The 15,680-nt window shown below is 41.3% G+C and carries 10 protein-coding genes, 1 rRNA gene and 2 pseudogenes; 7 read left to right on the top strand and 6 right to left on the bottom strand.

What is annotated here, in order from left to right:
- Positions 1-5: 5 nt before the first annotated feature.
- The gene (locus tag AC0L6H_RS10285; protein WP_473394183.1) at positions 6-2,459 is read right to left on the bottom strand and encodes a LamG domain-containing protein; all 2,454 of its coding nucleotides are present in this window, start codon (positions 2,457-2,459) and stop codon (positions 6-8) included.
- A 381-nt stretch (positions 2,460-2,840) separates the two neighbouring features.
- The gene (locus AC0L6H_RS10280; RefSeq protein WP_473394182.1) at positions 2,841-5,822 is read right to left on the bottom strand and encodes a TonB-dependent receptor; all 2,982 of its coding nucleotides are present in this window, start codon (positions 5,820-5,822) and stop codon (positions 2,841-2,843) included.
- 388 nt (positions 5,823-6,210) lie between these two features.
- On the opposite strand from AC0L6H_RS10280, the gene yfbR reads away from it, so the two are divergent.
- Positions 6,211-6,819 carry a 5'-deoxynucleotidase gene (gene yfbR, locus AC0L6H_RS10275; protein ID WP_473394181.1) on the top strand — a complete coding sequence of 203 codons (609 nt, stop codon included), beginning with the start codon at positions 6,211-6,213 and terminating at the stop codon, positions 6,817-6,819.
- A 111-nt stretch (positions 6,820-6,930) separates the two neighbouring features.
- Here the strand turns inward: yfbR and AC0L6H_RS10270 are convergent, their stop codons facing one another.
- Positions 6,931-7,179, bottom strand: coding sequence for a DUF3297 family protein (locus AC0L6H_RS10270; protein ID WP_473394179.1), 249 nt, complete (start codon positions 7,177-7,179; stop codon positions 6,931-6,933).
- A gap of 306 nt (positions 7,180-7,485) precedes the next feature.
- On the opposite strand from AC0L6H_RS10270, the gene AC0L6H_RS10265 reads away from it, so the two are divergent.
- Entirely contained in the window at positions 7,486-8,559 is a 1,074-nt protein-coding gene (locus AC0L6H_RS10265) for a mechanosensitive ion channel family protein (protein ID WP_473394178.1), read from the top strand.
- Here the strand turns inward: AC0L6H_RS10265 and AC0L6H_RS10260 are convergent.
- Together AC0L6H_RS10260 and AC0L6H_RS10255 are read right to left on the bottom strand one after the other, a co-directional pair.
- Positions 8,560-9,788 (bottom strand): annotated as a pseudogene (locus tag AC0L6H_RS10260) (NADH:flavin oxidoreductase/NADH oxidase family protein). It lies immediately after the preceding gene.
- 12 nt (positions 9,789-9,800) lie between these two features.
- Positions 9,801-10,639 (bottom strand): annotated as a pseudogene (locus AC0L6H_RS10255) (DUF2797 domain-containing protein).
- A 214-nt stretch (positions 10,640-10,853) separates the two neighbouring features.
- Here AC0L6H_RS10255 and AC0L6H_RS10250 point away from each other — a divergent pair.
- The 5 genes from AC0L6H_RS10250 (at position 10,854) to AC0L6H_RS10230 (ending at position 14,792) form a co-directional block, all read left to right on the top strand.
- A complete protein-coding gene (locus AC0L6H_RS10250; protein WP_473394177.1) occupies positions 10,854-11,057 on the top strand; it encodes a hypothetical protein in 204 nt (67 codons plus the stop codon).
- Positions 11,058-11,163: 106 nt separating this feature from the next.
- Positions 11,164-13,041: a tetratricopeptide repeat-containing diguanylate cyclase gene (locus AC0L6H_RS10245; protein WP_473394176.1), complete on the top strand. Its 1,878-nt coding sequence runs from the start codon at positions 11,164-11,166 to the stop codon at positions 13,039-13,041.
- Between the two features lie 80 nt (positions 13,042-13,121).
- Positions 13,122-13,568, top strand: coding sequence for a DUF3010 family protein (locus AC0L6H_RS10240; RefSeq protein ID WP_473394175.1), 447 nt, complete (start codon positions 13,122-13,124; stop codon positions 13,566-13,568).
- 120 nt (positions 13,569-13,688) lie between these two features.
- Complete coding sequence (locus tag AC0L6H_RS10235) at positions 13,689-14,204, top strand: hypothetical protein (protein WP_473394174.1); 516 nt, start codon at positions 13,689-13,691, stop codon at positions 14,202-14,204.
- A 222-nt stretch (positions 14,205-14,426) separates the two neighbouring features.
- Entirely contained in the window at positions 14,427-14,792 is a 366-nt protein-coding gene (locus AC0L6H_RS10230) for a hypothetical protein (protein ID WP_473394173.1), read from the top strand.
- A 354-nt stretch (positions 14,793-15,146) separates the two neighbouring features.
- On the opposite strand, the gene rrf is transcribed toward AC0L6H_RS10230, so the two are convergent.
- Positions 15,147-15,262: ribosomal RNA gene (rrf, locus tag AC0L6H_RS10225) — 5S ribosomal RNA — on the bottom strand.
- Between the last annotated feature and the right edge of the window lie 418 nt (positions 15,263-15,680).

The following is a 15,680-nucleotide window of genomic DNA, read 5'->3' as shown; positions in this document are numbered from 1 at the left end:
CTCATCTATGAATCCATGGAAATTATAGCTACTACTGTTAGTCCACCCCCTATTCGCATTTCACTTTTAACATAAGAGCGACTATCGTTTGGCGAGCCCAAGCGCTGGCTCAATACTTTTTCTTCTCCATCAATATAAATACGATTATTAGTGAGGTTTCCGTTAGTAAATTCAACAGCAACATGATGCCAACTATTGGCTAAGCCTTCGTTAGAAATACCATAAAGGTCACCGCCACCCGTGTTAAATCCAAGAGCATTATTGGTAATGTAAATATCATGTAGATTCCAGCCTATGGGCATAATATATTCGGTACCGTCCCAATACATCCAAAATGTTACGGTAGTCTTTACGCCAAGGGTAGTTGTATCTAATGGCAATCCTGTTACTTGAATCGCGCCACTATTTTGACTAGCGTAACCACAAGTGCCAGGACTGCCTGACAGCGCCGGCGAGACTGTTAGCGGGCTTGAATTACTTAATACCTTACCATGGTAACCATTTCCTGAATGATCAATAATTTCATCAGCGCTGCCATTCCATGAAGCTTCTTCAAATCGATATTCTAGTAATGGCAAAGCAGAGCCTGGACATACTCTTGTGCTACCATCGTAGTTTTTTCCTGTATTTTGATTAAGGTATAAATCGGCTATTTCGGAGTCTTGTATCGCTGAGTCAAAAATAATGAGTTCATCAAGCAAACCATCCCAAGCTTGAACACTCGAAAAGCCGCCTCCTACTTGGTCTTGTTCTTGTCCTATGATTAATCCACCGGGGTCAACTACTATGGGGCCGCTTTTAGAGATTACTTTACAATCAACCAAAACGCCGTCTACGTAATAACACTGATTAGTGCCAGATCGCGTCCAAACGATATGGTGCCAAGATTCATCGCTTATCCCGCCACTGCTCATACTTGCATTAGAACCCATTATAAAAGGATTAAAGGTATTGTCGTTGGAATAAAAGAGAAGGACTTCATTGCCGCCACTTGAATTAACATTCGCTCCTGAGAGTATTGCGGCACTGTTTATTTCGTCGCTTAAAGCCCACACCGAGATTGTAAAATCAGTTAGGCCACTTATTGCCGTATTTGCCAAACTTAGGTAATCACTTGTGCCTGTTGCTGTAAAATCGCCCGCACCACAAATTTTACCATTTTCCGTTGTGCTCATACCAATTGAGATGCCATGATGCCCGTTCCCAGACTCATCGGCAACTTCATTTGCCGTGCCATCCCAAAGGTTTTCATCAAAGCGGTAGTCGGCAAACGGGCGAAGTGGACACCGATGATCTTGAGTCATAATCGAGTTGACCTGCGCCGCCGTTAGCGCTTCCTCATGCACCTGAACTTCGTCTATAAAACCATTAAAGCCATAGCCATCATCTAGTGACCAACCGCCTATTCGCAGTTCACTATCAACATATGCAAAGCTATTAACAGGTGTGCCCATACGCTGTGTTAACACCTGCTCAACACCATCAATGTATATTCGATTGCTTAATACGTCACCGTTAGTAAATTCAACGGCAACATGATGCCAACTATTGGCTAAACCGGCACTTGAAATCCCATACAGATCGCTATTGCTGGTGTTAAATCCCATTCCACCACCTGAAAAATAGATGTCATATTTCTCCCAACCGATGGGCATCATTCCATCTACACCGTTCCAGTACATCCAAAATGTAATTGTCGTTTTTGCGCCAACAGTAGTGGTATCCAGTGGTAAACCTGTTACTTGTATACCGCCATCATTTTGACTCGCATAACCACAGGTGCCAGGATTACCGGAAATAGCAGGCGAAAGAATTGATGGGCTTGAATTTCTGTGTACACGCCCATGATAATCATTACCTGAGCTATCGAGAATTTCATCACTAGTACCCGGCCAACTTTCTTCTTCGAAGCTAAAGTGCACTAATGGCGTTGGGTTTGCGGCTATAATTCTCGTAGAAAAGTAAGTCAGATTGTCTGCTTCATCGTCAGATGACCAAATCCATTCAGCACTATCGCTTATACCACTTCTATACGCCCTTGGGCCTGCGTCGTTGGTCCCGTATGATGAAGCTGCTACGTAGTTAACCCAACCCGTTGTACTCACAAACCAGTCGCTCGTATTAGTCTTTAAATTAGTGTTGCCATTAGAAAATAGGTGGTCGCTTCCGCTTATATCAAATTCACCAATAAAACCGGCAATGCCATCGGAGTCTGCGGCTTTAATATGTAAATAATAGTTTTGTCCCGGCGTTAATGCACTCGCTATACTATATACGGTCTGATAGTTATTTCCCGTGGCGATTAATGTGCCTTGTACAGCGTCGTCTGTTGAGATGTAAACCTCAAAAGAATCATCCACAGAAAGGTTACCGGCCAAGCTAGACGCCGACTTTGCAATGGGATGAAAAATAAAAGTCATTATGAAAATGACTATTGCTAATAAGATATTTATTTTCATAAGGCGATAAAACTCACTAAAACCAATTCCTACGCCAAATTTTAAAGTAGTGCATAATGAGCCCAAGTAAAAAACGTCTGCAAAACGTCACTTTTAGTACTAATGTTGTTTGGTAAATCAAAAGCAAGATATGCGCCATTATTACGTTAATCGAAACTAGCAAATTGTTTTTACCAAGTTCGCCTTGTTTACCTTGCAATATGAGCGTGAATTACCCTGTGACATCACTTCGTTCTGTTCAGGCGCTTTCTTGACAGCTTTAGATAAAAGTCTATGTTTGATTTACCAGATTATTGCCTCCTGACAAAAAGTAGTGGACTTAATCGCCCCCAAAAAAAGCGCCCCGCAGAGCGAGGCCTAATTAACTAATGTGTTTAGCTTTTAGAAAGTAAATGAAGCAGTAAGCTGAACACGGCGTGGATTTTCATGGCTACGGTATTCACCTAGCGCAGCGTCGCTATAGCGTGGCTGTGGGTTATAGCCTGTTTGCTTGTCAAACAAGTTGAAAACGTCTACACGTACTTGGAAGGCGTAATTATTTGAGAAAGTAAATCTTTGCGTATAGTTTATATCTAACTGCCAGTGGCTTGGTGTTTCGCGGCTACCACGAGGCTCTAAGTAGAAAGTACTTGCCCATTGATGTGCCCAAGTATGACCTGATTGCCAGTATGCTAAGTAACCAAGGCTCGCATCCCATGAGAACTCATAAGCACCGTAGCTTTTAAACTGCCAAGTACGATTTGCACGTAGCTTGCCATCAGTAAAGCTACCCCACAATTGACCATACCAGCTATCTGCGATATTCGAAGAACCAATAAATGTACCCTGATCGTTATTAAAACGAGTCGTTCCATCTTGGTCAAAGTTACCATAGTAGTCACTCCATACTAATGATGTCGTTGTGAAGAAGTTCTCAGATTTGTAATCAACTTCCATGCTCGCTTCTAAATACTTAGTGTAAGCACCATCTAATTGAGCAATAACGTAAGTGCCTTCGCCAATCAGGTTGTTAACTGGTATATATAGTTCTTTGGGATCTGGTGAGTCAAATTCACAGGCTGCAGCGGCGGCAACTAAGTCAGGATACAAATCAGCAAATCCCGCGACACGGCCCTGGTAGTCTTCACAATCATAAACTATGCGAGAGTTATTGTTTGTATCTTCCCAATAGTTCCATGTACGACGATAGCGCACGTGATTACGTACAGTCCAATTATCGCGCCATGCCATTTCATGACCTAAAATAAATTCTTGTACCGTTCTTGGCTTTAAGCCGTCTGCAAATAATTTACCTGTAGACGACACATTGGTAGCTGAGTCTAAGAAATTGCCGTTTCCATCAAAGTACACTCGCGTTGTACTACCACCAGTGTTACGGTCCCAAGAGGCCGCACGAGCAAGTGAACTTACTGCCGGGTTATATCTTGCGAAACTAGCAAAAGCAGATGCAGTTGGGCTGTATTCCCACGTCGCTGTTAAGCGAGGCTGGAAAGTATCGCTGAAGCCAACTTTTTTCATCACATAAGATTCACCGCGTGCTTCTTCGTAACCAGAGCTAGTATTTGCACTACGTAAACCCTGACCAATGATTTCGTCTTGGCTAATCAAAAAGCCGACATCGAAGATCCAGTCTTCCCAAGAAATGGTGTCATTTACCGCGATGTTCATTGACTTAGAGGCTGAGACGAGAGGGCCACTTATGCCGCCACCATCAAAACCACGCGTTTGAACCGTCGCTCGATACATAGTGTCTAGTGGAATCGGGTCACCGTCGGGAGCAACAAGGCCGCCATCATCGAAGTCCAAGCCGCCCCAATACTCAATAGAACCCCAACCATTTGACACACGATACAGCTCTTCTGAACCTTCTTCTTGTTGAAAACCAACGTGGAATTCATGGGTTGTATTACCAATGTCCATCACATGATCAAGCGAAATCTCAAAGGTTTCACCTAAGTACGCGTTGTCGTTAACAGTCGATGCAGCTCCTACACCGCCAAGTCCTTCACCGCCAACGCCATAAGCAGCAATAAGAGGCGCGGCGCCGGCATTATAGGCATCGATTAAGGCTTGCTCGGTCGCATTAGCACCGGTTCTGGTTTCTAGGTCTGGTACCGAAAAGAAACCCTGTGAAGCTAAATCTGCAATATTTAATGATTCGCCCGGCTGGCCTCTGAAGCCTAGATTAGTAATTGGGAATGAACCAGCAGCTTGCTTTGTGTCGGCATATGATATGTTAAGTGTGGTTGAATCATTGATTATCCAAGAACCGTCAACCACCAATACTTCAAAGTCATCAACAGCATCAAGCGCAGTAGATACAGTATCATTTATACCAATGCTTTGGTTTGTCGCTGTTACTTCAGAACTGCGGTAACTTGCATTAATTAAAATATCGTCGATTGGCGTCCAAGTAAATTTACCAAAGTACTCTTCGCGCTCGTTGGTAATATCGGGTAAAGAACCACGACTGTTTGCGCCACTCTCTTTTGAATCGTCACGCGTATAGTATGAACCATAAAAATAAAGCTGATCTTCAATAAGCGGACCGCCTACACCAACAGTGATATAAGCAATATCATCTTCTGTGCTAAGTCCGTCTTCGTCGTCTGCTTGCCAAGAGCCTTTTTGCAAGCGGTACTGTAGGCTACCTTTAAATTCATCAGTACCTGATTTACTCTCAGTGTTAAGCGTTACACCTGCATTTCGGTTAAAGCCAACCGCTCTTGCACCACCGCGCTCAACAGAAACGTGGGCAACATCATGGGTTGAAGGAGAAGATGCTAAAATACCAAATAAGGGAACAGAAAGGTTTGCACCATCAAATTTATAACCGTTATCTTGGCCGCTTGAGCCAGCACTTGGGCCACGAACACTGTCAGAAGTGACCTGAACACCCGGTATTAAACGAAGTAATGAGCTGTATTCAACTGCTGTTGGTAACACGTCTAAAGTTTCAGCGCTAAGGGAGTTACCTAGTGAAGCATTCGTTGATGTAGTGAGGGTTTGCCCATAAACGACGATGCGTTCTGGCACCACAGCACCGAGTTGTAAATCAAGTGTCTTTTTTTGCTCAAGGAGTACAGTTGAACTTACCGTTTGTGTTTCACCACTTGGCGCGGTAAAGGTAATTTCGTACTTGCCTGGAGGTAACAGTTGTAGTCGGTAAGAACCATTGGCATTCGATGTTACTATACGGGCTCTAGGTAATACATCACCTTTGGCCTCGATTGTTACACCTTCTAATGGTAAGCCATCAGACCCAGTGACTTTACCAACTATCTCACCCACTTGCGCTGCATATGCATTCATTCCAGAGAGAAGGAATACAAACAGTAAAAAGGATCGTAAACATGTTTTCATAATTTCCCCTATTATATTAAGGATGTGTAAGCTAAATATTTTTATTATTCCAGACTACTGCGTGGCCGCCTGGGTTGTTTTTACTCCAGATTAATGCGTGGTTATCTGGCTTGTGTGCGTAACATGGATTTCAAATCGAATAATTTACGATAGCATTCTGATGATGCTTGGATGTAAACCATTCTATACAGTATAGCCTTAAGTATACTGTTTTAAATACTAGCACAATTAAAATCGAATGCTATGTAAAAAATATTTGGAAGAAACGTTCAAATAATCTTCGCTAATAAGGGCCTGAAAATAAGCGTATTAAGCGCCTATTCATTCGCTCATTGGACTTGTATAATATTGGGCCATATTGACGCCAAACGCGAGTACAAAGAAGAACATGAGAAGTAACTTTTTGGGATGGATTTATCGTATGCGCTTTATTAAGCGCTGGAATCGTATGGATAATCGCATAGATACTGACGTAGATTTGCATTCTCACTGCTTAAACGTGTCGGTGGTGGCGCATTTACTCGCTGAGATCGACAACACGCTTTTTGAGCAAACGCACAATTGTGAACGCATCGCCCTGTTGGGTATGTATCATGAATTAGCTGAATCAGTCACAGGGGATTTAGCCTCCCCAATCAAGTATGCAAGCCCCGCCATCACCAAAGAAATCAAAAAGCTTGAAGATGCCACTGAACGTATGTGTGTTATTTCATTGCCTGAAGTCTTACAGGAAAAGTTTGCTAGTTTTATTATTCAAAAAGATATCGACGAGGCCTCAAAGCAACTGGTTAAAGCAGCAGATGATATTGTGGCTTTATCTAAAGCAAAAGAAGAGGTGTTAAATGCCAGTAATGTCGACTTTACTGACGCCAAAAAGCACCTTGAGAAAAAAGTGAAGAGTCATGCAGATAACTTACCAGCAGTACAATGGTTTTTAGATAACTTTAATGAGGGTTACGCCAAAACGATTGATAAACTTATGCAAGGTGCCGGTTAATACAAATACAAATACAAAAATTTAAACTTTAAAAGCAAGGGAATGCGCATAGTTAACCGCTTGCTACGCTTGTCGCGGCCAATACAGCACCGCGACGATAGCGAAAATTCATTACTTGTAAAAAGCCTCAACCGTGCCTTTTAAGGTCATTAGTAATGGCTGCCCTCGGCGGTCTAAAGCTTTTGGTGAAGGAATTTTTACCCATCCTTCGCTAATGCAATATTCTTCAACGTTAAAACGCTCCTTTCCATTCAACTTAATACCAATATCATTTTTGAAAATGTCTTCAACGAAGTGTGAACTTCGGGGGTTGCTAGAAAGGCGGTCGGGTAAGTCTGGTAAAGACTGATTGTCATTCATTTTGGTAACCTGAGAATAAGTAAAGGTGCAAAGTGTAAACAGTATGCGTCCATGGCTCAAGATTATTCTTTCACAAGTTTCCAGAGTTAGACTGTAAGCCCATATTTAGTCTTCGTTTAGCATGCCTATCGTTTAAAAAGTAAATGCTCATCGTATTTAATTTCTTTGTATGGGAGTAACGAAAGGTTATATTAGAACTACATTGCGCTTAGAGAGTTATGTATTATCTACATAGTAACTTGGCCCATATATGAAAAACAAAGATGTGTTTTTTAACTATCTCACAACACCAATGGCAACTACCTTATGCTTGAGCAATTTCAATCTTACATTTCACCACTTCTGACAACCTTTGGTGAAACACCAATGATGCAGGCTGCAGCCGTAATACTTATTTCGTTTGTAATCGCGTCGGTATTTAAATATTTAATCATTGTTGCGTTGAAAAAAGTATTTGAAAAATCGCCGATTAAAGCGGTCAGTGGGCTTTTAGATTTATTACATTCCCCCATTTATTATACGGTTTTGCTAATCGGGTTAGCGAGCGCTATATCCTTATTAAATCCAAGCTATTTGTTTATTGCCTTGTCGATATTAATGTCAATTGGCATGCTTGTATGGACTGTTTTTATGCTAAAGGCCAACAAAGTATTATTGTCTGGGCTGGCGCTGCATCCTACAAATTTTAAGAGTATCAACTACAAAACATTACCGCTTTTCCAAAATATTATAAATATCATTATCATCGTACTTGCAGTGTATCTTATATTTTCGGTCTGGAATGTTGATATGACGGCTTGGTTAGCCTCAGCTGGCATAGTCGGTATTGCGGTTGGTTTTGCAGCTAAAGACACATTGGCCAATCTTTTCTCTGGCGTATTTATTATGGCAGATGCCCCCTATAAAGTGGGTGATTACGTTGTATTAGATTCAGGAGAACGGGGACAAATAACACATATAGGCATACGCAGCACGCGTATGCTTACCCGAGACGACGTTGAAATTACCATTCCCAATTCGGTAATGGGAAATACCAAAATCATAAATGAATCAGGTGGTCCGCACGAAAAGTCACGCTGCAGAGTACCGGTAGGTGTTTCTTATAATTCAGATATCGACTTAGTAAAGTCGGTATTAATGGAAGTCGCTCGAAACGAGGCTACCATCTGTACTGACCCTGAACCAAGAGTTAGATTTCGCCGCTTTAGTGGCTCTGCCTTAGATTTTGAACTGCTAGTTTGGATCGACAAACCAGAAATTAAAGGTCGTATTTTGGATTTATTGAATACCGCAATCTTTAAGCAGTTTAAAGCGAATAATATTGAAATACCTTATTCGAAACACGACCTATATATTAAAGAACTGCCGTCTGAGAAATAGTTAGCAATTTTGGCTAAGAAAACGTTTGTAACGTTTTGTTAGCCTAGCAAGACGAAACCTATCGTTAAGTAAACTGAAAATAGGCGAGGCACTCTGCTTTGGACACTTCAACTTCCCCAATCGTTGCAATTGGCGCCGCACTAAGGCCATTGTCGCTAAGGCTGCGAAGGTTTTATTTTTCCAAGTTACCTGTGGAATAAAGCCAACAAAATCAGCTTGGGTTTTCCAAATTTTAACGATATCACCTTGATAAGCCATTGCACTTGCAATGCCCACTAGGTCAATATGTTCATTAAGTATTTGATTTGCAACCGCTAAGCGTCTAACGCCGCCAGTTGTCATTAGCTTTAGCGTCGTTTTAGCGGCAATAGATTTAGCAAATTCCAAAAATACGCTTCTCTTGCGAGGGTTTTCTCATCGCTGCTACGACCTTGCATTGCGGGTGCTTCATAACTGCCGCCTGAAAGCTCTACAAAATCTATTTGGTATTTTTCAAGTTGTTGGACAACAAAAATGGCGTCATCAACATCAAAACCCCCACGCTGAAAATCAGCAGAATTGAGTTTTACAGATATCGAAAAGCTTGGCTCAACTGCCTTTTTAACACTTTCGACAATTTGGAGTAATAAACGAGCACGCTGGCTTATTTCACCACCCCATTGGTCGCGTCGTTTATTGACCAATGGTGATAAAAATTGCGATAAAAGATAACCATGAGCAGCATGCAATTGAACACCGTCAAAGCCTGCTTTTTGGGCCAACACTGCGGTAGATGTAAAACGGCTTATTACATCCTGAATATCCGCTTCGGTCATTGCTTTGGGCTGTGCAAATAATGAAGAGTGTTTGCCAAGGTCCAATGAAATGCTAGAAGGAGCAAGTGTTTTACCGCCCATATTTTTATATGTTTGGCGTCCAGGATGGTTTATTTGCATAATCACCTTTACGCCTTGTGCTTTTGCCAATTGCGCCCATTTTATAAAAGGCCTTAAGTCGCTTTTAGCATGCAAGCTTATGCCACCAGGACCTGTCATTGCTTGGGGATCAACCATGACATTGCCGGTAATAATAGCCCCCATTTCTCCTCTTGCCCATGATGCGTACAAATTGAAAATTTCTTGACTAGGTTGCTGATACTTATTGGCCATGTTCTCTTCCATCGCGGCCTTAACAATTCGGTTGTTAAGCGTCAAGCCCGACGCTAAGGTAATGGGTTCAAATGCATCCATGAAGTATCCTTTCTAGCTTTGTAAACTCAACGAGTAAGCGGTGTATTTACGCATGTTAATAACGCGGTCTTGGTCCAGTAACAAGTATTGGCCTTTTATACCCATTAAGGTGCCTTCAAACACAGGTTCTTTATCTAAATTAATCGACTTTATTTTTGTCGGGTACTGCGTTACAGGGTATGCTATTTCAATAGGATTTGGCGCTAATGCTTGTACAGCTTGGATGCCATATTTATGTTGAATAGCCGCCAAAGGCTCCTTCACCAAATCCATAACTTTACTTTGCATTGCTACTAAATCAAGCTTATCTGGCTTGCCTTTAAGCATCGTTCGCCAATTCGTTTTGTCCCCAATGTGTTTAGCTATCTCGATTTCAACCAATCCGCTTAACAATCGCTCTTTTACTCTAAAAATAGCCATAGCTTGCGACGCGCCCTGATCTATCCATCGAGAAGAAACACCGTCTTTTACATGTCGCGTTATGCCGACTTTAATTTGCCCCGTGTTAGCTAAGTACACGAAATGATCTTGCAAACAATTTTGCTCCCCCATTCTGGCTCACGACATGTGCCTTGGGCATAATGGCAAAGTTCAGGCTTAATGATGCAGGTATCGCATTGTGCCAAACGGGTAAGGCATGGGTAGCAATAGCCTTGGTTAAAACTTTTCTTCGTTTTTCTATTACAATGAATACAGTGAATGCTACCTGTATATTGCATCTTTATTTGCTGGCCAATCAAGTTATTCATATTTACCAAATCGTCACCGATAGGCAAATGATATTGGGCTAGATGATCTCCATTAACCGATACGTGCATCTTAGCGATTTTTCCAGACCATTCGTTCGACATGACAGCTCCTTTATTATATTGATGAACTCGTAAATAAGCTGTATTTCTTATTCAGAGACTAGCGCGCAAGAATATAGCATCTTGGCCTAATTGGGAAACCTAGCAACCATGGTTTAATCAGAATTTTTCGAATCTTCCTCTTCTAATTCGCCGTTTTCTTTGATTGCTTTGAGCGCCAAGCTAGTTTAGCCTTGATAAGGGTAACGAGGTAATTATGAAAGACATCGACAACAAACTACACAGTATGAAGCAAGACGCCGAGCAATTGGCAATTCAGTGTCGCGCCATAGGTGATGACGAAACCTATCAATTGTTGCTTGAGGTTGCATCACTGCTTGAAGTAACTCATGATACATTTCTAGGTAAAACACTAAGCAATTTTCCTAGCACCATGTTGAAAAGCGAAAAGAAACACTAGTTGAGACAACCAGCACTATTTCACTTTTAGAATATTAGGATGATGGTCACTACATCAGTAGCACAAAAAATGCTATCATAATTAAAATATAACTGGGTTAACTCGTTTGCGAAGCTATTTTTTTAGAATTATCATAGCGTTTCATTTACTCTGCTTAGCAAGCTTTGCTTTAGCAGACGATAGCATTAGCCCTGCATTACAAGCCGAGCTTGATGTACTCAAAGATAAGCCGCAGCTTATTATCGACACCTACCTAGAACAAACGACAAAAGCTTCTCCTGAGCAGTCCGTATTTAGCCCACTAGAAATATATTATTTGCTTAACCAAGCGTATTACTCTCAATTAATGCCTGAAGACGCCCTTGAGCAAGCGCTTAACGCGTACAATCTGGTAAAAGATGAGCCTGATACATGGTGGCATAACAACATCTTAGTCGAACTATCAATGGCTTATGAGTTAACAGGCCAAGCAACAACTGCTGTAAAATATGCCGAACGAGCTGTTGCGTGGGCAAAAGTTAAGAAAGATTTTTCACTTCTGCAAAAGGGCTATATAGCAAAAGGACTAAACGAACTCACACTAGGAAAATACGACCTAGCTCTAAATAGCTTTTCTGAAGCTTATTATTTGAGTTCTCAGCATGAGGGCACATTACCTGCGGGGAACGTAGCTTATTACATTGCGTTGGCGCACGAATATTCGGGCAGTAACAGCGAGGCAATAAAATATTTTGAGGAAGCCTCACGCTATTATAAAGAAACGGATCTAATCCTCGATTACAGTGATGCCCTTTATGGCTTGGCTAGGGCATATAAAACGTCGGGAGATTACGCTCAAGCACTTAAATTATTCATGCAATCTATGGAAATTTCGTTGCAACTAGGAGATACACAAGGCCAAGCTTACACCTACAAAGAACTCTCAGGGATTCATATTCGCAATGGCGATTTGAACAAAGCACATTTGAGCTTAATAGAAGCTCTTAAGAACTTCACGCTATCAAATAATCCATACATGTTGGCTGAAGTTCATAAACAATTAGCCGAGTTTGCCAAAGATCAAGAGTCGGTTAAACAGGCAATCCATTTAACAAACATCGCACTAGAGTATGCAGATGGCGATTCTTTAAAACCACATTACATTGAGTTACTCGCCTTGAAAAGTGAATTGTTGGCATTAACCGATGAATACAAATTAGCATTTGAAGCCAGTCGTACTGCATTTCTAGAATATAAAGAATATGCTAAGCAAAACAACGAAGAAAACTTTGAACGCTTGCGTGCTGAATTTAATCTAACAACAACAGCAGATAAAAATAGGCTGCTCGAACTTGCTAATCAAAACGTTAACGCGCAGCTAGAAGCTAAACAACAACAATCCTACTTTTTAATTGTTGTGGTAATGTTCCTGATCACCATTACCTTTCTAGCTGTCTTTGCATATATACAATCTAATCGGGTGCAGAAGAAGTTGGCTTCTTTGGCGAATACTGACCCTTTAACGAAATTATCGAATAGACGAACTGCTTTTAACAGTTTAGCGGTCAAACTTAAACTTGCTAAAAGAGAAAGCTTTCCACTCTCAATAGCCTTAGTCGACTTAGATTTCTTCAAACAAATAAATGATAAATATGGCCACCCTACTGGTGACAAAATACTAGTGGGATTTGCAAATCTAGCGAGCGATATGTTTAGAACATCGGATACTATTGCTCGGATAGGTGGTGAAGAGTTTTTGTTTATATTTCCTTATACTGATACGACGCAAGCTCAAGAGTTAATTATTGAATTTACTGATAAGCTAAGATGTGATGACTCAATAACGACAATAATAGATGAAGCACTCACTTGCTCAGTTGGTATTACCGACGCGGCAAAATGCACAAGTGAACAAGACGCTATCACAATTGCTGATAGAGCTATGTATAGAGCTAAAAACATAGGTCGTGATGCTATAGTTATTGATGAAAACGACGACAATTAAAAAGCATCCTGAACTATGGTTGAGAATGTTGATTAGTCGAGTATACTTCTCGGTCATCACCAACTAAAAATAGAGAATTTATGAGAATTTGTGGCGTAGAACTTAAAGGCACAGAAGCGGTTATCTGTCTACTCAGCTATCAAGATGGATTATTTGCAATACCCGAATGCCGAGTGCGTAAAATTGACTTCAATAAGCAAAATAAAACGACTGATATTCGTTATTTTCAAAGCACATTTGCAAAATTAGCTGAAGATTACAAAATAAACAAAGTCGTCATTAAAGAGCGGCCATTAAAAGGCAAATTTGCAGGTGGTGCATTGGGCTTTAAAATGGAAGCAGCCATTCAGTTAATAGAAAGCCTAGATGTTGAATTGATGTCATCTACACTTCTTAAAGCTTCGCTCAAGAGAAATCCTGTTACTGTTTCATTTGGTGAAACAGGTCTTAAAATATTTCAACAGTCTGCATTTGAAGTTGCCTACGCTGCCCATATGAACAATGTTTATGGCCTTGAAGAACAATAGGCCCAGGTTGTATTGACATTGCTTGTTACATTTAAATCAGTGCATTCGCATCGCTTTTTGGAACCAATAGAGCACAATTGTATCTAGTATTGACTATATAGCGCTTTACAAGGATCACCCATGCTCTCAACTAACTACCGAACCAAATTAAAATATTGCTGCTTAGCTGTTTCGCTATGCATCAGTAGCGCTGCATTTGCCAATGGCGATTTAGCTACTCAACGAAGCAATTACCAAAATGGTGATTATCAAACCGTCATTGATGATCTCACAAAATATAAATTCGAGAATTTTACGCCAACCCATTATGAGTTGTATGTATCAAGTTTATCAAGGATAGATTTAGATGATGCCGAGGAGGCTGCTGAGCGAGCAATTGAGGCCTTTAGTGATAATCCAGACATGTATTTATTGCATGCTGGAATTATGGGCGAACAAGCATCAAACAGTATTTTTAGTATGTTAAGCTACGCAAAAAAAGCACTAGAGAGCTTAACTAGAGCGGCAGAATTAAGACCCGATGACCCTAAATATTTAGAAGGGTTAATGTCTTTTCATTTGATGGCTCCTTCGATAGCGGGTGGTGATAAAGATGAAGCACTGGCACTTTCAAAAGCCATTGCACAAATAGACTAAATCAAAGGTTATGCAGCAACCGCAAATTACTATAGTGCTATAGATGAAACAGACAAAGCCTTCACTACATTAAATGATGCGATTAAAGCGTTTCCACAAGAGATCATATTATACGAGCAGTTAGCTAGTCTCTATGTACGTGAAGATAGCTATAAGCAAGCTCTTGCAACATACCTAGAGGCAGTAGAGCTTTCTGAAAACATAATAAACGCAACAATACCGATGAAAGATTCTGAGGCACCTGTTGAAGGAACAAAACCGACTTTTGATGAAGATACTTACATCTTGTATAACGCGCATTATCAGATTGGTAGGATCGCCCTCATTGGTGAATTAGAATATGACAAAGGTATAGCGCATTTAGAAAAATATATAGAACTTCACAAAAAAGCAACAGTAAATATTGATGGTTTGCCCTCTTTAAACTGGGCTAGACTAAGAAAAGCAGGATTATTGTTAGCAAACAAAAAAGCACTGGAAGCACAAGCTGAGTTAACACTTGTAAACAAGAACGAATCTGACAGGCTAGAAGACATTTATAAGACTCTGTCTAAAAAAGTAAATAGGGCTGTAAAAAAATTGTCTTAACGACGATATTGACTATGTCTCGCCACTTTCGTTCTAGCATGCCCGTGTCGTCCTTGCTCAGGCAAGGACCTTTCTCGGATGTCATCATCGCTGCCACCCCCGTCATCTTCGCGCCACCCTCGTCATCTTCGCGCAGGCGGAGATCTCCCCAACAGCCTAGCTAACCCCATAGATGATTGGCTTTTGCCGTGTAATGTTGGGCGTTCCTGCCTGCGCAGGAATGACCTTTCTTCGTTGATAGCGCGGGGTTTTGTGTTGAATACGAGGGTATTTGCGTTGAATGTGCAAGGGGGCACAAACAGCAGACGTAAAAAAACCCGCTAGCGTTTGCTATGCGGGTTTTTCTAATTGGGAGTCTGGCGATGTGCTACTCTCACATGGGGAAACCCCACACTACCATCGCCGCTAATACGTTTCACTTCTGAGTTCGAGATGGGATCAGGTGGTACCGTATCGCTATTGTCGCCAGACAAAAAAGCGCGAAGCGCCCTCAACTTGATTGAGGGGCTCCGACTTAGCACGCCGTTATCAAAACAACGCGCTTTCATTTGAAAAAGCTGATACGACACTTCATATTTACGACGAAGTACCGTCGTTCCCGCGAAGGCGGGAACCTCCTCAACAGTGAGGAATATAAAAAAAGTAATGGGATAGATGTTTGACACTCCACGGTTGCCCAAGGAGGTTCCTGCCTGCGCAGGAATGACGACTTGTTATCGTCACCATGTGCTTAACATCTACTATTTTAGTAAGTAAGAGACGCTACTCTATTTCACATCTTGATTAGTCACTTGTCACAACAACACATTAGCTACCGATGATGTCCTACCGTTCCCATGGAACATGCACACATCGGTTGCGCAAGATATTGATTCACAAAAGCAGTGA

It is taken from the genome of Glaciecola sp. G7-5 (assembly GCF_055808975.1).
Note: the sequence above shows the minus strand (reverse complement) of the source record. Positions and strands in the feature narration are given on the sequence as shown.

What these genes read in the sequence shown, in the direction of transcription:
- AC0L6H_RS10285 (WP_473394183.1), bottom strand. Translation starts at nt 2,459, where the DNA reads ATGAAAATAAATATCTTATTAGCAATAGTCATTTTCATAATGACTTTT.
- AC0L6H_RS10280 (WP_473394182.1), bottom strand. Translation starts at nt 5,822, where the DNA reads ATGAAAACATGTTTACGATCCTTTTTACTGTTTGTATTCCTTCTCTCT.
- yfbR (WP_473394181.1), top strand. Translation starts at nt 6,211, where the DNA reads ATGAGAAGTAACTTTTTGGGATGGATTTATCGTATGCGCTTTATTAAG.
- AC0L6H_RS10270 (WP_473394179.1), bottom strand. Translation starts at nt 7,179, where the DNA reads ATGAATGACAATCAGTCTTTACCAGACTTACCCGACCGCCTTTCTAGC.
- AC0L6H_RS10265 (WP_473394178.1), top strand. Translation starts at nt 7,486, where the DNA reads ATGCTTGAGCAATTTCAATCTTACATTTCACCACTTCTGACAACCTTT.
- AC0L6H_RS10250 (WP_473394177.1), top strand. Translation starts at nt 10,854, where the DNA reads ATGAAAGACATCGACAACAAACTACACAGTATGAAGCAAGACGCCGAG.
- AC0L6H_RS10240 (WP_473394175.1), top strand. Translation starts at nt 13,122, where the DNA reads ATGAGAATTTGTGGCGTAGAACTTAAAGGCACAGAAGCGGTTATCTGT.
- AC0L6H_RS10235 (WP_473394174.1), top strand. Translation starts at nt 13,689, where the DNA reads ATGCTCTCAACTAACTACCGAACCAAATTAAAATATTGCTGCTTAGCT.
- AC0L6H_RS10230 (WP_473394173.1), top strand. Translation starts at nt 14,427, where the DNA reads ATGAAAGATTCTGAGGCACCTGTTGAAGGAACAAAACCGACTTTTGAT.